The organism is Rhizobiaceae bacterium (assembly GCA_023953835.1).
GTDB lineage: Bacteria > Pseudomonadota > Alphaproteobacteria > Rhizobiales > Rhizobiaceae > Mesorhizobium_G.
Window position 1 is genome coordinate 1 of the sequence record JAMLJB010000002.1, and the last position, 18,267, is coordinate 18,267.

The 18,267-nt window shown below is 62.8% G+C and carries 16 protein-coding genes; 10 read left to right on the top strand and 6 right to left on the bottom strand.

Features of this window, described 5'->3' with window-relative positions; translation table 11 throughout:
• The 6 genes from M9924_17820 to M9924_17845 form a co-directional block, all read left to right on the top strand.
• Positions 1-352 (top strand): carboxymuconolactone decarboxylase family protein (locus M9924_17820; GenBank protein MCO5066255.1); only part of this gene is annotated, 352 nt, incomplete at its 5' end.
• Positions 342-1,277 (top strand): NAD(P)-dependent oxidoreductase, encoded by a 936-nt coding sequence (locus tag M9924_17825; GenBank protein MCO5066256.1) that lies wholly within the window; start codon positions 342-344, stop codon positions 1,275-1,277. The genes M9924_17820 and M9924_17825, both read left to right, overlap by 11 nt.
• Before the next feature lie 15 nt (positions 1,278-1,292).
• Positions 1,293-2,111, top strand: coding sequence for an N-acyl homoserine lactonase family protein (locus tag M9924_17830; GenBank protein MCO5066257.1), 819 nt, complete (start codon positions 1,293-1,295; stop codon positions 2,109-2,111).
• Between the two features lie 122 nt (positions 2,112-2,233).
• Positions 2,234-3,757 carry an AMP-binding protein gene (locus M9924_17835; protein ID MCO5066258.1) on the top strand — a complete coding sequence of 508 codons (1,524 nt, stop codon included), beginning with the start codon at positions 2,234-2,236 and terminating at the stop codon, positions 3,755-3,757.
• Between the two features lie 51 nt (positions 3,758-3,808).
• Positions 3,809-4,972 (top strand): acyl-CoA/acyl-ACP dehydrogenase, encoded by a 1,164-nt coding sequence (locus tag M9924_17840; GenBank protein ID MCO5066259.1) that lies wholly within the window; start codon positions 3,809-3,811, stop codon positions 4,970-4,972.
• A 153-nt stretch (positions 4,973-5,125) separates the two neighbouring features.
• Positions 5,126-6,601 carry an MFS transporter gene (locus M9924_17845; protein MCO5066260.1) on the top strand — a complete coding sequence of 492 codons (1,476 nt, stop codon included), beginning with the start codon at positions 5,126-5,128 and terminating at the stop codon, positions 6,599-6,601.
• Between the two features lie 16 nt (positions 6,602-6,617).
• Here M9924_17845 and M9924_17850 read toward each other — a convergent pair whose 3' ends face one another.
• The 5 genes from M9924_17850 to dctP all read right to left on the bottom strand — a co-directional run bounded on the left by M9924_17850 (position 6,618) and on the right by dctP (position 11,890).
• The gene (locus tag M9924_17850) at positions 6,618-7,724 is read right to left on the bottom strand and encodes a proline racemase family protein (protein MCO5066261.1); all 1,107 of its coding nucleotides are present in this window, start codon (positions 7,722-7,724) and stop codon (positions 6,618-6,620) included.
• 13 nt (positions 7,725-7,737) lie between these two features.
• Complete coding sequence (locus M9924_17855) at positions 7,738-8,799, bottom strand: aldo/keto reductase (protein ID MCO5066262.1); 1,062 nt, start codon at positions 8,797-8,799, stop codon at positions 7,738-7,740.
• 15 nt (positions 8,800-8,814) lie between these two features.
• A complete protein-coding gene (locus M9924_17860; GenBank protein ID MCO5066263.1) occupies positions 8,815-10,128 on the bottom strand; it encodes a TRAP transporter large permease subunit in 1,314 nt (437 codons plus the stop codon).
• The gene (locus M9924_17865; protein MCO5066264.1) at positions 10,118-10,594 is read right to left on the bottom strand and encodes a TRAP transporter small permease; all 477 of its coding nucleotides are present in this window, start codon (positions 10,592-10,594) and stop codon (positions 10,118-10,120) included. The genes M9924_17860 and M9924_17865 overlap by 11 nt, the downstream gene beginning before the upstream one ends.
• A 258-nt stretch (positions 10,595-10,852) precedes the next feature.
• On the bottom strand, positions 10,853-11,890 hold the full coding sequence (dctP, locus tag M9924_17870) for a TRAP transporter substrate-binding protein DctP (protein MCO5066265.1): 1,038 nt from the start codon (positions 11,888-11,890) through the stop codon (positions 10,853-10,855).
• A 477-nt stretch (positions 11,891-12,367) separates the two neighbouring features.
• Here dctP and M9924_17875 point away from each other — a divergent pair, with 477 nt between their 5' ends.
• Entirely contained in the window at positions 12,368-13,186 is an 819-nt protein-coding gene (locus M9924_17875) for a helix-turn-helix domain-containing protein (GenBank protein ID MCO5066266.1), read from the top strand.
• Positions 13,187-13,222: 36 nt separating this feature from the next.
• Here M9924_17875 and M9924_17880 read toward each other — a convergent pair whose 3' ends face one another.
• Positions 13,223-13,990 carry an SDR family oxidoreductase gene (locus M9924_17880; protein ID MCO5066267.1) on the bottom strand — a complete coding sequence of 256 codons (768 nt, stop codon included), beginning with the start codon at positions 13,988-13,990 and terminating at the stop codon, positions 13,223-13,225.
• 177 nt (positions 13,991-14,167) lie between these two features.
• Here M9924_17880 and M9924_17885 point away from each other — a divergent pair, with 177 nt between their 5' ends.
• The 3 genes from M9924_17885 (at position 14,168) to gcvPB (ending at position 18,216) form a co-directional block, all read left to right on the top strand.
• On the top strand, positions 14,168-15,172 hold the full coding sequence (locus M9924_17885) for a 3-hydroxyacyl-CoA dehydrogenase (GenBank protein MCO5066268.1): 1,005 nt from the start codon (positions 14,168-14,170) through the stop codon (positions 15,170-15,172).
• Positions 15,173-15,271: 99 nt separating this feature from the next.
• Complete coding sequence (gene gcvPA / locus M9924_17890) at positions 15,272-16,669, top strand: aminomethyl-transferring glycine dehydrogenase subunit GcvPA (GenBank protein ID MCO5066269.1); 1,398 nt, start codon at positions 15,272-15,274, stop codon at positions 16,667-16,669.
• Positions 16,666-18,216 carry an aminomethyl-transferring glycine dehydrogenase subunit GcvPB gene (gene gcvPB, locus M9924_17895; protein ID MCO5066270.1) on the top strand — a complete coding sequence of 517 codons (1,551 nt, stop codon included), beginning with the start codon at positions 16,666-16,668 and terminating at the stop codon, positions 18,214-18,216. Before gcvPA ends, gcvPB begins: the two co-directional genes overlap by 4 nt.
• Positions 18,217-18,267: the final 51 nt, after the last annotated feature.

The window sequence follows — 18,267 nt, forward strand, 5'->3', positions numbered from 1 at the left end:
CAAGATCCGACGCGCCACGCTCGGCGACGCCTATGTGGACAAGGCTCTCTCACAGGCGGATGATTTCACCCGCGACCTGCAGGAACTCGTCACGACCTATTGCTGGGGCGAGGTCTGGGGCCGCGAGGGGCTTGACCGGAAAACGCGCTCCACCATCAATCTCGCCATGATCAGCGCGCTCAATCGTCCGCACGAACTCGCCGCCCATGTGCGCGGTGCGGTCAACAACGGGCTGACAAGGGCCGAAATAAAGGAAATCCTCCTTCAGGTCGGAATCTATTGCGGGGTCCCGGCCATGGTCGACAGTTTCCGCATCGCGCGTGAAATTCTGGACGAGCTGGATGCCAAGTAACGATCGCAGCGCCGCCGCCGGGGACGATACCGTCGCTTTCGTCGGCCTGGGCAGGATGGGCGCTCCCATGGTCCGCTGCCTTGCCAAAGCGGGCTACAAGCTCCGGCTGTATGATGTCGATCGCAGTATTTCGGACCAGCTCGCCGCTGAAACCGGAGGCGAGGCGGCCGCATCGCTTTCCCGTCTCGGGCAGGACGCCGGAATCGTCATCCTGATGCTGCCCAACTCTAAGATCGTCGAGCAGGTCTGTCTGGGAAGCGAAGGCCGGGAAGGACTGGTTGACGGGCTCGGCACAGGCGGGCTCATCATCGACATGAGTTCTTCGAACCCGATGGCGACACGCACGCTTGGCGCGACGCTCAAGGAAAATGGCATCGCGCTTGTCGACGCGCCGGTTTCGGGCGGCATCAGGAAGGCCGTGGACGGCACGCTGAGCATCATGGTCGGAGGCGACGACGAGGCCGCTTGTCAAAGGGCGACGCCCGTTCTCGAGGCGATGGGAAAAACCTTCCGCACGGGCGCGCTCGGCTCCGGCCACGCCATCAAGGCGCTCAACAACTATGTCTCCGCAGCGGGTCTGGCCGCCGCCTGCGAAGCCGTGGTGGTTGCGAAGTCCTTCGGACTCGATCCGGCCCTGATGATCGACGTGATCAACGCATCGACCGGCCGCAACCATTCGACCGAAATCAAGATAAAGCCTTTTGTCCTGTCAGGAGAATTTCGGAAAGCCGGCTTCGCGCTCGATCTCATGACGAAGGATGTCGAGACCGCCGCCGACCTGGCCGACCGCCTCGGCCTCTCGCTGCCCGGACTCGATGCGGCCAGACAGTTGTGGAAGGAGGCCGCCGCCAAGCTCGACAAGGGGGCCGACCATACGGAGATATTTCGCTATATCGAAGATGCCGGCAACGGGGTCGACGCATAGGACGCGGATGGTTTCATGCCTCTTGAACACTATGATGTTTTTGCCATCCAGTATGCGGCATCCGTCAGGTCGTCGCGGGAATATTTCTTCGGCGACGACCCGCATGACGGCCCTGCCCCGATAAACTACTACATCTGGGTCATCCGCAACGAGGCACGCGTGGTCGTGGTGGATACCGGCTTCGACGCAAAGCGCGCGGTTGCTCGCAAGCGCGACTTCATCAGGTGCCCGACGGAAGGATTGAAGGCGCTCGGCATCGATGCCGCCAATGTGGAAACGGTCATCGTAACGCATCTGCACTACGACCATGCAGGCAATCTCGATCGCTTTCCGAAGGCACGATTCGTTCTTCAGGACGAGGAAATGCGCTTCGCCACGGGCCGCACGATGCGCTTCAAGTCGATGCGCGCGCCTTTCGAGCTTTCCGATATACAGGAGATGGTTGCGCATAATTTCGCCGGTCGGGTGAAGTTCGTCAGCGGCACCGAAACCATCGCGCCCGGCATTGCCGTGCATCATGTGCCGGGCCACAGCCGGGGCCTCCAGTCGGTCACAGTCACGACCCGGCGCGGCAGGCTATGCCTCGCGGCGGATGCCGCGCATTTCTATGCCAATATCGCGCTGGAGCGGCCATTTCCGATCTTCGCGGACGTATCTGCAGTGCTTGAGGGCCACCAGAAGGTGCTCGAACTTGCGGAAAGCCCGGACCATCTCATACCGGGCCACGATCCGCTGGTCTCGGACCTGTTTCCGCAGGTTGCGGGCGATCCCCTGATCCGTCATGTGTCCGAAGCGCCGAACCGCACCATATCCGACATCCTCGCGCAGCCCTGAGGCTCTATCCATATCATTGCAGCATTTCGCGCATCTCCTTTTGAATCTTTTTCCGCCTTCGGGGATCGGGGTATTCTCGCGACCGAACTGGAAACTACCCTCCGCTACGGAGTATCGCGTATATGAATGTCGGGCTGTATGTCGAACGCGCGGCGCGTTCTTTCGGTGATCGAACGGCCATCGCCGAAGGGGGAAGATCGACGTCGTTTCTCCTCCTTGAAGAGCGCACGAACCGTCTTGCGCACGCGTTGATCGACCGGGGTGTGAAGCTCAGGGACCGGGTTATCCTGATCCTGCCGAACAGCACGGAATGGATCGAGGCGGATTTCGGCATCGCCAAGACCGGCGCCGTCAGCGTGCCCATCAGTCCGCACCTGCATGAGAACGAGATCGCGGGTCTGGCGGCGGCGGCGGACGCGTGCCTGCTCATCACGAACGTGACGCTTCACGAGCGCCTCCAGTCGGTGATCGACAAGCTGAAACTGCCGGTCCTGCTGGTGGGAAGCGAAGGAGAGAACTCATACGAAGGCGCAGTGGCCGCTGGATCGGCAGAACACATCTGCGTGGAGGTGGATGACGCCGTGGACGGCAGGATCATCCGCTTCACCTCCGGCACGACCGGCTCGCCCAAGGGCGTCTATCTCACGCATCGCAACTGGCTGACCACGGCCTATTGCATGCTGCTCGACCGCTGCAACATGCAGGCGGACGACATCTATGTCGGCACCAGCCCGTTCGTCCACGCCGCCGGATTGTGGATATTGCCTTCCCTGATCCGGGGATCGACGATCGAGGTCGTGGACAAGTTCGACCCGGACCACATTCTCCACCTCATCGAGACGAACCGCTGCACCGTGCTGCAACTCGTGCCCACCGGCCTCAGGCGGCTTCTCGACAATCCGAAGGCGGACGCGCTCAAGCGCGAGACCCTGCGCGCCGTCAGCTATGGCGGAGCGCCCATCGATGGCGTCACGCTGCGCGAGGCCACCGCGCTGATGGGGCCGAAACTGATTCAGGGCTATGGGCTGAACGAGGCCCCGATCGTCTCCACCCTGCAACAGCAGGACCACCGCTATGCGGTGATGGACGGCATGAACTGGCACCAGCCGCTGGGGCGGGACGTGACCATGGCGGAAATCGCGCTTCTGAACGAGGACGGTCAACCCGTGCCTGACGGCGATGTGGGCGAGATCGCCGTGCGCGGCCCGATGGTTTTTCTCGAATATTGGCGCAACCCCGAGGCGACGTCGCAGGCCATGCGGACCGGCTTCTTCTGGACGGGCGACCTCGGCCTTCGGGGTGACAACGGCATCCTGTACCTTGCCGGCAGGAGCAAGGAGATTATCGTCACGGGTGGCTACAACGTCTCCCCGCATGAGGTCGAGGCCGTGCTGCTCGCCCATGACAGCGTCCACCAATGCGCCGTGGTCGGGGTGCCCGACCGCGAATGGGGAGAGCAGGTCACCGCATTCGTGGTGCTCAAGCGCAACAAGCATGCCACGGAAGCCGAGCTGATCGATTTTTGCAGAAAGCACCTGACCAGCTACAAGAAGCCGAAGCGCATCGATTTCGTGACGTCGCTGCCGATCAATTCAAACGGCAAGGTCGTCCGTCGGCTTCTGCGTGACAGGGCGAGCGCCGCATAGGACTGCGCCTTTGCGCTTCCGGCAGATGGCGGTTCTCCAGGAGATGCTTCGATGCAGACCATACGCGGCCAGGACTTTGTCGAGATTCGCGATGCGATCCGCGCGTTGTGCGCCGAATTTCCCGCCGAATATCACCGCAAGGTCGACGAGGCCCGGGCCTATCCCGAAGAATTTGTCGCCGCGCTGACCAATGCCGGATGGCTGGCGGCGCTGATCCCCGAAGAATATGGCGGCGCGGGACTCGGGCTCACGGAAGCGTCCGTCATCATGGAAGAGATAAACCGCTCGGGCGGCAATTCCGGCGCGTGCCACGGCCAGATGTACAACATGAACACGCTGATCCGGCACGGCTCGGAGGAGCAGCGGCGGAAATATCTCCCGAAAATCGCAACCGGCGAACTGCGTCTTCAATCAATGGGCGTGACCGAGCCGACCACCGGCACGGACACGACCAGCATCAGGACCACGGCGGTCAGGAAAAGCGACCGCTATGTCGTCAACGGCCAGAAGGTCTGGATTTCCCGCATACAGCATTCCGACCTGATGATCCTGCTGGCGCGTACCACGCCCGCCGAGCAGGTCCGCAAAAGGTCCGAGGGACTGTCCATCTTTATCGTCGACCTCAAGGAGGCGCTCGGCAACGGGATGACCGTCCAGCCGATCCGCAACATGGTCAACCACGAGACCAACGAGCTGTTTTTCGACAATCTCGAAATTCCGTCCGAGAACCTGATCGGGGAAGAAGGCCAGGGTTTCAAATATATCCTGACCGGACTGAATGCGGAGCGAACCCTGATCGCCGCCGAATGCATCGGCGACGGCTACTGGTTCATCGACAGGATCACCGCCTATGCCAAGGAAAGAAAGGTGTTCGGTCGTCCCATCGGACAGAACCAGGGCGTCCAGTTCCCGATCGCGGAAAGCTTCATCGAGGTCGAGGCGGCAAACCTCATGCGCTCGGAAGCCTGTCGGCTCTACGATGCGGGGCTTCCCTGCGGCACCGAGGCCAACATGGCAAAGCTCCTGGCAGCGAAGGCCTCGTGGGAAGCCGCCAATGCCTGCCTCCAGTTCCATGGCGGTTTCGGCTTTGCCGCCGAATACGACGTGGAGCGCAAGTTCCGCGAGACCCGCCTCTACCAGGTGGCACCGATCTCGACAAACCTGATCCTCTCCTATGTCGCCGAACATGTGCTCGGCCTGCCGAGATCGTACTGACCGCCACGCGATGCCGCCGAACGTCGATTTGTCACCTGCGCCAGCGGACACATGTCAAATCCGACTTGACCGACAGGATCATTGGATTAGTGCGATCCGGCATACGATGACGCACTCCCCCACCCGAGCGGACGCCTGGTCCGATACTCATCCATGACAGAAATGACGTCGCGCCGCGGACTTGTCGTCGTTGCGATCATGGCAAGCATGGCGATGATCGCCATCGAGGCGACGATCGTGTCGACGGCCATGCCGCAGATTGCCGCGCAGCTCGGGCAGATCAACCTTTATTCGTGGGTCTTTTCGGCGTTTCTCCTGACCCAGACGACAATGACCGTCATCTTCGGAAAGCTCGCGGACATTTATGGACGCAAGCCGATGATCCTGATCGGCATCGCGATCTTTCTGTTCGCTTCGGTGCTCGCCGGCTTTGCCTGGTCGATGCCGTCGATGATCGTATTTCGACTGCTGCAGGGTGTCGGGGCCGGGGCAATTCAGCCCGTTGCCATGACCATCGTGGCCGACCTCTTCCCCGGCAATCAGCGGGGCAAGGTCCAGGGCTATCTGGCCAGCGTCTGGGCGCTGTCCGCCGTCGTCGGTCCACTCCTCGGCAGTCTCATCATTCACAACCTGCCGTGGTCCTGGGTGTTCTGGATCAACGTGCCGGTGGGGCTTTTCGCAACAGCCGCGTTCCTGCTTTTTCTGCAGGAAGAGAAGCGCCCGCGGCTGGTGTCCGTCGACGTGCTCGGCGCAGCGCTTTTTGCCGTCTCCATCTCCGCCCTGATGATTGCCCTGACCGAAGTGGAGGGTGCCGGGTCGGGTCAATCCATCATTGCGGTCACCATTTGCGTTATCGCGCTCGTTGCCTTCATCTGGCAGGAGCGGCGTGCGGAAAGCCCGATGATCGCGCCGGGCCTGTGGCTCAAGCGCCCGATCGCATTTGCAAACCTCGCGGTCTGTTTCGCGAGCATGGCGATCATGGGCCTGACGACTTTCCTGCCGATCTATGTGCAGGCGGTACTCAACCGCTCGCCGCTCGTGGCGGGCTTCACATTGACCATGCTGCTGCTTGGCTGGCCCTCCGGCGCCACCGTCGCTTCCCGCCAGATCGGCCGCTTCGGACTGCGGCCAGTCATGATCGCCGGCAGTTTCCTGATCCCGACGGGCACCTTCCTTTTTGTCCTGCTCACACCCTCAAGCCAGGTCGCGCTTGCCGGCATCGGCTCGCTCATCATGGGCTTCGGAATGGGCCTGCTCAATATCGGGGCCCTCATTCTCACGCAGGAATGCGTGGACGCGTCCGAGCGCGGCAGTGCAACCGCTTCCAACGTCTTCTCGCGCAATCTTGGCAGCACGCTCGGCGCGGCAGTGCTCGGTGCGGTGCTGGCCTATGGGCTCGCGCACGCCACCAACGGGCAGACCATATCGCCCGAGCAGATCCGGGCCCTGCTGGACGGCACAGGTGCCGCAATCGGCAGCACGGAAGAAATCCGGCTTGCCCTGCAGCAAGCGCTGCACGCGACTTTCATCACAATGCTGCTGTTTGCCGCCATGATCGTTCCCGCCTGCCTGCTGATTCCGACCTTTCAGATGAATCGGCGGCCACCGCAGGAAGTATTGCCGAAATAGCGTCGGCAACCTGGGGTCAAGGCAGCGGCTTTTCGGTTGGGTGACCGGAAACAAGGCGACGCTGCCCGGCCATCCTCGCGGCGGGCGAACCGGGTTTCGCCATCGGCCAAAGGTCAGCGACCATGAAGCCTTCCGGGAACGGATCGTCGTCCTGCAGGACGTAGCGGCCGTGTCCGGTGATCCACGCCCGCCCGCCGATTTCAGGCACGATGGCGGCAACGCCCCCCACACTTGTCTCCTCAAGGATGCGACAGTGGAAAGGATTGTTGAGCATGCCGTCTATCTCGAAGGTGTCGCCCGCGCGGCAGGCGCCGCGCGCATGGAGCACGGCCGCCATCGCCGAAACGCCGGTCCCGGCCGGCGTCCTGCCCACGGAGCTTCCGGCGTTGACCGGCACCTGCCGCAGCCTTCCCGTCCCGCTGGCCTCTCGGTAGAGGATCAGTCCCTCGATCATGGTCAGGTCCGGGTTCTCCGGATGGCTGAAGCCGATGGAGACGTTGGCCGCCTCGCAGATCGCCGCCGCGGCGGCCTGGATGGCCAGCCCTTCGCCGGGGTCGAGCGACATACCGAGTTGCTCGGCGTCGGCAAGCACATAGGCCATTCCGCCGAATGCGACGCTCACTGTCAGTCGACCATAGCCCGCAACGTCGAGCGGCGCATCGAGCACGCTCGCGAAACTGGGCACGTTCTGGAAATCGACGCGCAGCACGCGGCCGTCCTTGCAGTGCGCACGGATCAATACAAGCCCGGCCGGTGGTTCCAGGTAGAACTCCGTGACGGGTTCGACCATTTCGATCTGCCCCGTCTCAAGCAGTACCGTCGCCACGGCGATGGTGTTGGTGCCGGACATGGCGGCATAGTAGTCCTGCTGCTCCAGAATGATGAAGCCGGCCGCCGCACGCGCATCGGTCGGCGGCATGATCAGGTTGCAGCACAAATTGGATGAACCGCGCGGTTCGCGCAACATCAGGCGCCGCAGCCAGTCCGCCTCGGTCTCGAAATAACGCATCTTCTCGAACATGGTCGCGCCCGGCGCGGCAAGGACGCCGACCCCGCCGCCGAAGATCACACGCGATGCATCTCCCTGCGTGTGGGCGTCGACCGCCTCGATGGAAAATCTCATCGCCTGCCCCCGGTCATGGCTGGATACTTGCCGCTTCGCCCGGCAAAGGTGCTGCCGCGTCGACCAGTTGCGACGCCCGCAACTCATGCCAGAACGCCGCTGGTATCGAATGGCCGAAAAGCTGCATGATCATCTGGAACTGGGCGATCGAACGCGCGCCTGGAATGACCGTCGCAACGGCGGGATGGGCAAGCACGAACTGAAGCGCGGCAGCGCCGAGGGGAACGCCATGACGGAGGCACACGGCTTCCAGCGCCTGGACCCGCTCCAAAATGGCCGCCGATGCCGGGCCGTAGCGATAGCGCGCGCCGCTTCCGGTCCCGGTGACGAGAATGCCGCTGTTGAAAACGCTGCCGATCGCCACGGCGACACCGCGCTTGAGGCATCGCGGCAGAAGGCCGGCAAGCGCGGGCTGGTCGAGAAGCGTATAGAGGCCCGGCACCAGCAGGCAATCCACATCGGCAACATCGAGCACGGCCTCGAAAACATTGATCTCGTTGCAGCCGACGCCGATCGCCCGGACCGTTCCGTCCGCGCGCAAGCGGTCGAGGGCGCGAAAGGCGCCGTCCATCGCAATCGAGAACTGGCGTGGCTGGTCGGCTCCATGCGTCAGCGTGTCGATGTCGTGGATATAGGCTATGTCGATCCGTTCGAGACCGAGGCGGTTCAGGGAGCCTTCGATCGAGCGCATGGTGGCGTCGTAGCCGTAGTCCGTGACGATCCGGAACGGCAGGCCGTCGACGAAAGGCGTGAAGTCGATCGTGTCGCGCGGCGCCGGCACCAGCAACCGGCCGACTTTCGTGGACAGGGCGAATTTCTCCCGGTCGTGCCATCGCAGGGCCGCTCCGAGGCGGGCCTCCGACAGGCCGTTGCCGTAGAACGGCGCAGTGTCGAAATAACGGACACCGCTGTCGTAGGCGTGGCGCACAAGCGCGACCGCATCGTCGTCGGCGATCGCTGCATGGTGATTGCCGAGCGGGGCGAGCCCCAGCCCGAGCCTGGTTACCTCGAGCCCGCCACGCCCGATGGCAGCGAGGCCCACGGAGATTTCAGATGACTTCCGTGCCGCAACCAAGGCCGTCTCCATGACCTAGTGCAGCCTGGCCGGAAGCCATAGCGCTATTTCAGGCGCCGCGATCAGAAGGCCCATCACCAGGGTCTGGAGTACGACGAAGGGCCAGATCGACCGGAAAATTTCGCCAAGCGAGACATCGGGAGGCGCCACGCTTTTCAAGTAGAAGGCGGACGAGCCGAAGGGCGGTGTGAGATAGGCCGTCTGCATGCTGAGGCAGAAGACCACGCCGAACCAGATCGGATCGTAGCCGAGCGATTTGATGACAGGCAGGAATATCGGCATGGTCAGGATGGCGATGCCGACCCAGTCCATGATCATGCCGAGTATGAAGAGGATGAACAGAATCACGAAGAGGATGCCGAGCGGTGGCAGCGGCAGTCCGGAGATCAGGCCGGCAAGGTAGTTTACGCCGCCCGACAGCGAATAGACACTTATCAGTGCGTTCGCGCCGAAGAAGACCCAGATGACCGGGCCCATCGACTTGCCGGTCTGCTTCAACACGTCATGCATGTCGCGCCAGCGGAAATTGCCCGAGACGATGACTGCTACCAGCGCGCCCGCGACGCCGATCGCTGCCGCCTCGGTCGGAGCGGCGATGCCGAAATAGATCGACCCGAGCACGGCCAGGATGATGAGGGCCGGCAACACCAGGTCCTTGCCGAGGGCAAGCTTGGCGCTGAACGGCATGTCCATCTCCTCCCGGCTCGGCGGGGGCGCCAGATGCGGCTGGAACGATGAGCGTATGACAATGTAGGCCGCATAGGACAAGGCCAGCACGACGCCCGGAATGAAGGCCGCGGCGAACAGGCGGGCGATGGATTCTCCAGCCATCAGCCCATAAAAGACGAGGACGAGGCTCGGCGGAATCATCGCCCCGAGCGAGCCGCTGGCGCACACGACGCCGAGCGTCAACTGCTTGTCATACCCGCGCGCCAGCATGGAAGGCAGGGCGACCAGACCGAGCGTGATGATCTCGGCTCCGACGACGCCGACCATCGCTGCCATGATCGCGCCGGCGAAGACGCAGCCCACCGCCATGCCGCCCGGAAGTCGGGCCGACCAGATGTGGAGAACCGTGAACAGCTTGGCTGCGATACCTCCCCTTTCCATGAGCACGCCCATGACGATGAAAAGCGGGACAGCGAGGAGTATGTAGTTCGTCGACGCATCGTAGATACGGCTGGCGATCAGGAGGACGCTGTTGAAGCCGAACATCGAGAGACCGACGATTATGGCGGTGGCCAGCGTCGAGAAGGCCAGGGGTATTCCGACAAAAATGAAGAAGAACAGGAGCCCGAGCGTGAAAAGGGTAACGGTTTCAGGGCTCATTGTGTTTCCTTAGATCGCGGATAAGATATTCGACGGCCTGCAGGCCGATCATCACAATACCGATGACAACCACCACCTTGAGGATCATTGGCGACGGCGTGTTCCAGTTGGATCCGCTCCGTTCGCCGATCTGGATCGCGAACTGCGCCTGGTAGAAGGCCCACAAGCCGACAATGGCGCAAACGACGATGACGAGCACCCGCTCGAAGAGCGTCAGCACATATTGTGCGGAAGCCGGCAACCTGTCGTAGATCGCCGTGATGCGGATATGCGTCTCGTCGGCGGCGGCCTGAGCGCCACCCATGATGTAATGAAGGGCCGCGATCAGGATGACGATCTCTACCGACCATTGCGTGGGTGAATTGAAGATGTAGCGCGCGCAGACTTCGGCAAAAGTCAGCACGGCGACGATGGCGTAGCCATAGGAGAGCGTGACGCCTACGAACTTGTTGATGCGTGCGATCATGGACCGTCCCTCTTAATTCCCGCGTGAAATCGAAATCCGCGCCAAGGCAAAAACGTAACATGGCCGGACAGCCGCGCCCACGCCAATCGACATTCCCGGCGCTTGAAGCGGACAGAAAACACTCCCGCTTTCAGATGCAGGCCGTCACGGAGATCGGCTCCGTTTTCAGGCATGTCGCGGTATCGGGAAATACCCCCGATACCGCGCTTTGCCGGTCAATTCCGATTGGCCGGATGTGCGGATTGCGAGATCAAATGATCAGAGCAGGCCCTTCTCGGTCAGGTAGGCCTTGTGGGCTTCGATCACTTTCTTCGCGAAATCGCTCTTCTTCGCCCATTCGTCCCATACCTCGAGCGCGACCTTGCGGTAGCGGGCCCGGTCCTCGTCGCTCAGCCGGTTCACGGTAAGGCCGATCTCCGCTGCCTTCTTCAATGCAGCCTCGTCGTCGCGTGCAGCGGTCACGATGTTCTGGAACATGATGTCGCGCATTCCGATCTCAAGCATGAGCTTGATGTCGTCCGGAACGGCGGCCCAGCGGTCCGCATTCACCGAAAAGTCCCATACGCCGTTGGAATGCGGGCTGTTCAGCAGCGTATATTTGGCGACGTCATAGTCGCCCACGGCGAAATTATAGGACAACGAACCGTCGTCGGCTGCGTCGATGACGCCCTTCTCAAGCGCCGAGAAGACCTCGGTCTGCGGCATCACGACAGGCACGGCGCCGAACCGCTCCCAAATCAGCGAGCTGAGGCCGGGAGGCGTACGCAGCTTCACGCCCTTGAAATCATCGAGCGTGGCCAGCGGAACCTTGGACGGGATTGCTTCCCACGAGCCGGTGCCGACGCCGACCAGATGCAGGCCGAACTGCCCGTAGGCTTCGCGCAGCATGTCCACGCCGCCATAATAATACATGAACTCCAGCGTCTGGTAGCGCTCGCTGTAGGCTCCGGGAATGTCGCCGAGCGGCGCGAAGCCGGGATCGACGCCCGCGAACAGCGTCGGGTAGGAGATGTGCCCGTCGAGGATGCCGGTTTTCACCGCCTCGAGCGTCTGGTTCGTCGCGACCACCGCGCCCGCCGGGAGCAGTTCGATCTTGAGGCGGCCCTGGCTCATCTTGTCGACGCGGCTGAAGAGATCCAGCACACTGTCATACAGCTTGTTGCCCGGAAGCCAGTTGCTCTGCACTTTCCATGTTATCGTCTCCTGCGCCGACGCAGGCGACACCGTCGCGACAGCCGCCAGCCCCGCAGCCAGTCCCGCCGCAGCGACAGTCTTGATCAGACCAGTCCAACCCATTTCGTGACTCCGTTCGTTTGTCGATCCCTCATTGTGACGAAAGCCGGGCATCGAATGACCTACTATGGCGGGGGAACCGGAAGGTGTCAATTTTCGCACGTTAGTTCACAAAGAAAACATTTTGCGTTACAAATTTTGGAAAGATGGACGAGCTTTCGATCATGGCGGCCTCCCGCTTTCGCGGTCACCATTCGTCGCTCCGGCATCGCGATACGTGTGTAGCCCGCCGGATCGGCTGATTCGGTTTTCGTGACGGCGGGTCCTTTTCGAGGACACGGCAATCACGCTAAAACCGGAAGGAAGTTCGCATTGCCGAATCCCGCGCGTTGTGCGAACCACGTGCGCGACGGCATCGACAAACACGGGCCGCGACTTATATGGAGTGGTCGCGCTCCCGAACGGCAATATGTGTGCGCGGCAGGACTGCCCATCGTCGCGGATGGAAAATGGTACCCAGGTGCAGCAGGCGAGGAGAGCATGACGGCAGAAGTCAAGAAGAGATCCGCCAAGGGCGGACCAGACAAGCAGGTCGATGACGAGAATGCGCGCGACTACGTTGCTTCCTTCGCGCGCGGCCTCGATGTCATACGGACTTTCACCCGGTCGAAACCGCGCATGACGCTGAGCGAGGTTGGAGAGCAGGCCGACATGAATCGCGCCGCTGCGCGGCGCTTCCTGCTGACACTCGTGCGCGAGGGTTTCGCCGAACTCGACGGCAAGTATTTCAGCCTCAAGCCGAAGATACTGGAACTCGGGTTCTCGGCGCTTGCCTCGATGAGCCTGCCGGAGGTCGTGCAGCCAGTGCTCAACGACCTCGCCGGCAAACTCCAGGAATCCTGCTTCTGCGTGGTGCTGGACGGCGATTCCAGCGTCTACATAGCAGCCGCCAAGTCGCGCCGCGTCATCAACGCCTCGATCGAGCTTGGCAGTCGGGCTCCAGCCTATTGCATGTCGTCGGGCCGTGTCCTGCTTGCCAGCCTGAGGCCCGAAGATCTCGACGCCGTGCTCGAAAACATCAAGTTCGAGGCGTTCACCGAAACCACAATGACCTCGAAGCTCAAATTGAGGACGGCGATCCGGGAAGCGCGGACGAAAGGCTATGCGGTCGTCGACCAGGAATACGAGATCGGACTGCGGTCGATTTCGGTTCCGGTGTACGACCGCACGCGTTCCGTGATCGCCGCACTCAATGTCTGCTGTCCGAGCCCTCGCTATACGATCGAGGACATGCTGCAAAAGGTGCTGCCTGCCCTGCTGGACAGCGCAAGCCAGATCACGCTTTCGCTGCCGCACTGATTTCGTGCGGCGGCGCGGATGGCCGAACCGCACATCTTAACGCACGTAGCTCGCGCCATTGATGTCGAGGGTCGCGCCGCTCATGTGGCGGACACGCCCGGTCGCGAGAAATGCGACGAGATAGGCGATCTCTTCCGGCGGCACCCATTCGCCCATCGCCAGCGTCGATGTGACGGCCTGCTCACCCCCGAGCGTTGCGGCGCTCTGCTCGGAAAGGCGCGTGCGCACCACGCCCGGGGCGATGATATAGGCGAGCACCTTTTCCTTGGCGTAGCCGCGGGCCACCGTCTGCACGGCGGCGCGAATGGCCGCCTTGGAAGCGGCATAGGCAATGGTCCTCGGATTGGTGCTGCCGCGCTGCCCGTTCCAGCTCGATATGGTGATGGCGACGCCGCCGCCCTCCTTGCGGAAGTGCCGGACGGCACTCCGCAGCAGGCGGGCCGGGGCCATCACATTGACCTGCATCGTGGAATCCCAGACGCGGTCCCATTCCTCGTCGGGGTCGTCGATGCCGCCCTCGTTCAGGAAAATCGCGGCGTTGTTGACGAGGACGTCGACGCGCCCGCGCCAGGCCAGCGCGTCGCGCCAGATGCCGTCGACCGCGTCACGGTCGGCAAGGTCGCCCTGCACCAGATGGCGGCGCTCGGCAGGAATCGCGCTGGTCGCCTCCTCGGCGCCGGCGCGATCCGAACTGTAATGCGCGATCAGGTTGGCGCCGGCCTCGCCGAGGATGCGCGCCGTAGCGGCGCCGATGCCTTTCGATGCGCCGGTCAGCAGCACCGTCTTTCCAGTCAGGTCAATCATTGGTCTTGTCGGCTCCCGCATATGGTCGGGCAAGACATATCACGATCCCGGCCGGGCACCACAATTTTTCGCACAAATGTTCAATTTTTGTGGGTGTGCTATTGCGGTGGCGTTCCGGTTGTCCTTATGCTTCCCTCCATCGGGAACATCGCTCCAGCAAAGAGTTAAGCCTTGCCAGTGGATATGCCGCCAGATGCGTTTCACAACGTCGCCGTCATCGGCGCGGGTTCGATCGGAGTGGCGTGGTCGATCGTTTTCGCGCGATCGGGCATCAGCGTCGCTCTCTATGACGCGAACCCGGAGCGCCTGCCGGTCGCGATGGACGAAATGCGTCAGCGCCTGGCCGAACTGCGGGAGTTCTCGCTCATCGACGAAGCCGAGGATACGATAGCGGGGCGCGTGCGGCCCGTGTCGGGCCTGGCGGATGCGCTCGACGGTGCCGACTATGTGCAGGAAGCCGCGCCCGAGAACCTGGACCTGAAGAAAGCGCTTTTTGGCGAGCTTGACCGGCTGTCGCGGCAGGATGCGGTTCTTGCAAGTTCATCTTCCGCCATCACCGCCTCGGCCTTTGCCGACCACCTGCCCGGCCGCGCCCGCTGTCTCGTCGTACATCCGGGGAACCCGCCCTATCTCCTGAAGATCGCCGAGATCGTGCCGGCTCCCTTCACCGCAAAGGACGTCGTCGACCGGGTGACCGATTTCCTCGCCGCCGTCGGCATGGTGCCGGTCCTCATCCGCAAGGAAGTCGAGGGTTTCGTCTTCAACCGGTTGCAGGGCGCGATCTTGCGCGAGGCTTATTGTCTTGTCCGCGACGGGGTGATTTCCGTCGATGACCTCGACCGTGTAATGCATGAAGGTCCCGGCCCGCGCTGGGCTTTCATAGGTCCGTTCGAAACGAGCGATCTCAACACGCGCGGCGGCATCGAGGTTCACGCCGGGCGCATGGGCAGCGTCTACGCCCGTCTCGGTGCGGAGCGGGGCCAGAACGACCCGTGGACGGAAGACCTTGTCGCCAAGGTCACCGCTGAGCGGCGCGCGATCCTGCCGCTCGACCAGTGGAACGAGCGTACCGGATGGCGCGACCGGCGCCTGATGGCGCTGGCGCGCCTTAAACGGCAGATGGACGGCGAGCCGGGGGAAAACCGGACATCGCCGGACAAACGCAAAGGGCCGGTCGATTGACCGTTTCGCACGTTTGTGCGAAAAGTTTCTGTCAGTCGACCATTCCCGTGGCTTCATCGACACATATCGTCTTTCTCCCACGCTCGTGAAAGGTGTTCCATGGCGCATCCCTACATGGCGAACTCGACGCCGGACGTCCAATCTGAGATGCTGGCCGCCGTCGGAGCGGACAGCATCGGCGAGTTGTTCGAACAGATTCCGGAAGGGCATCGTCTTTCCCGCCCGCTGAAGCTGCCGCAGGCGCTTTCGAGCGAAGTCGCCCTGCAGCGCCATCTCGGCGAACTCCTGTCGAAGAACGAGAGCTGCCAGGAGACGCTCAGCTTCCTCGGCGCCGGATGCTGGCAGCACCATGTTCCGGCTGCATGCAAGGAAGTCGTCGGGCGGCGCGAATGGCTGACGTCGGTGTTCGGTTCCCCCATGTCGGATCACGGCCGCAACCAGGCATGGTTCGAGTTCTGCAGCCAGCTTGGCGAACTCGTCGGCATGGATCTGGTGGGCATGCCTGTCTACAGTTGGGGCTGCGCCGCCGGCCACGCCATACGTCTCGCCTCGCGGCTCAACGGTCGGCGCGAGGTGCTGGTGGTGCGGGCCATCGACCCGGAGCGCCTTTCGGTCATCCGCAACTATTGCGAAACACCTGAAATGGCGAGCCACATCAAGGTGACTCTCGTCGACTACGAGCCGGACAGCGGCAGGCTCGACCTGTCGGATCTCGCCCGCAAGCTTTCCGCGAATACGGCGGCGGCAATCTATTTCGAGGTGCCCTCCTATGTCGGCATCATCGACGGACAGGCGGCGGAAATCTCCAGGCTCGCCCATGCCGCGGGCGCGGAGGTCATCGTCGGCGTCGACCCGATCTCGCTGGGCGTCCTGGCAGGCCCGGCGGACTACGGCGCGGACATCGTCGTCGGCTCGATCCAGCCGCTCGGCGTGCCCATGAACTGCGGCGGCGGCTGCGGCGGCTTCATCGCCAGCCGCGACGAAGCCCGCTACGCCAGGGAATACCCGACCTTCCTGGTCAGCATCACCGATACGGTCGAACCTGGCGAACGCGGATTCGGCCTGACCCTGTTCCATCAGACCTCCTACGGCATGCGCGAGAAGGGCAAGGACTGGACCGGCAACTCCACCTATCTCTGGACGATCGCAGGCGCCGCGTACATGGCGATGATGGGGCCGCAGGGTTTTCGCGATATCGGGGAACTTATCCTGCGGCAGGCGCATTTCGCGGCATCGCTGCTCGGCGGCATTCCCGGCGTCCGGATTGTTTTCCCGTCGCACTTCTTCAAGGAGTTCGTCGTCAACTTCGACGGCACCGGCAAGACGGTGGACGCCATCGACAAGGCGTTGCGCGCCGAAGGCATCTTCGGCGGCAAGAACCTGTCGCGGGAGTTTCCAGAACTCGGCCAGAGCGCGCTCTATTGCGTCACTGAAATTCATTCCCGCGCCGATCTCGAACGGCTCGCCGCGGCGGTCGGAAAGGCGGTGCGCGCATGAGCGGGATACGCAAATATCACGCGCCGGTCTGGAGCGAGCCGGTCATCACCGAGATGGGCCGGGCCGGACGGCGCGGCGTTCTGCTGCCGGCGCTCGACGAGACCGTGCGGAGCGCCACGGGCGACGCGCAGTCGCTGATTCCGCCCGGAATGGGCCGCCAAACTCCTCCCGAATTGCCGGAACTGTCGGAGCCGGAAGTCCTTCACCACTATACGCGCCTGTCGCAGCAGACGCTCGGCATGACCAGCATCAGCCTGTTCGGCACCTGCACCATGAAGTACAATCCCGCCGTCAACGAGTTGATGGCGGCACGGCCGGAACTGGCGGACCTTCATCCCTACCAGCATCCCGAAACCATGCAGGGCGTGCTTGAGATCATCCATGGGCTGGACCTGATCCTGCGCGAACTCTCCGGCATGGACCGGTTCGTCTTCCAGGCTGGCGGCGGGGCCGACGCCGCCTATCTGCATGCCTGCGTCACCCGCGCCTATCATGCCGCGCGTGGCGAACTCGAACGCCGCAACGAAGTCATCACCACGATCCAGGCGCATCCCTGCAACGCGGCGACCGCCGCCGCCGCCGGCTTCAAGGTCGTTACGCTGATGCTTGAAGAGAACGGCTACCCGTCAGTGGATGCGCTCAAGGCGGCGGTATCGGACCGCACCGCCTGCCTGATGATCAACAATCCCGACGACATGGGCATCTACAATCCCGACATCAAGGAATGGATCGACATCGTCCATGGCGTCGGCGGGCTGTGCTTCTACGACCACGCCAATTTCAACGGGGTGATGACCAAGCTGCGCGCGCGCGAACTCGGCTTCGACGCCTGCATGTTCATGCTGCACAAGACCTTCGGCGCACCCAAGGGCGGCGGCGGCCCGGCGGTCGGGGCCTATGGTTGCAGCGAGGCGCTCGCACCGTTCCTGCCGACGCCGCTCGTCGTCGAAAAGGACGGCGCATACGATCTCGACGAGGATCGCCCGCAGAGCATCGGCAGGGTCCGCGAATTCTGGGGCAATGTCCCGCAGGTGGTGAAGGCTTATGCCTGGGCGCGCAGCATGGGCGCGGAAGGACTGGCGGAAGCGTCTGATATTTCGGTCCTCGCCAACAACTACATGGAGAAGCGGCTGCTCGCCATTCGCGGCGTGACGCGCTCGAACCCCACCATCGACAAGCGCCGCCTGGAGATGACCCGCTACAGCCTCGAGACCATGCAGCGCGAGACCGGCGTCAGCGTGATCGACGTCCAGAACCGCATGGTCGATTTCGGCATCGATGCCTTCTGGCTCAGTCACGAACCCTGGATCGTGCCGGAGCCGTTCACGCCGGAAGCGGGCGAGATGTATTCCAAGGAAGACATCGATTACTGGATCGACGTCCTCGCCCGGATTTCCGACGAGGCGTATTCCACGCCGGAGCTTGTCATTTCGGCGCCTCACAACCAGGCCATCCACAAATTGGATTCCACCGCGCTCGATGACCCCGACCGCTGGGCGACGACCTGGCGCGCCTACAAGCGAAAGGTTCTTTCAGCGCGCGGCTGAAGAACGGTCTTTGAACCCATCAGGTCCTGACAACCGCGCGCGCAGGAAAAC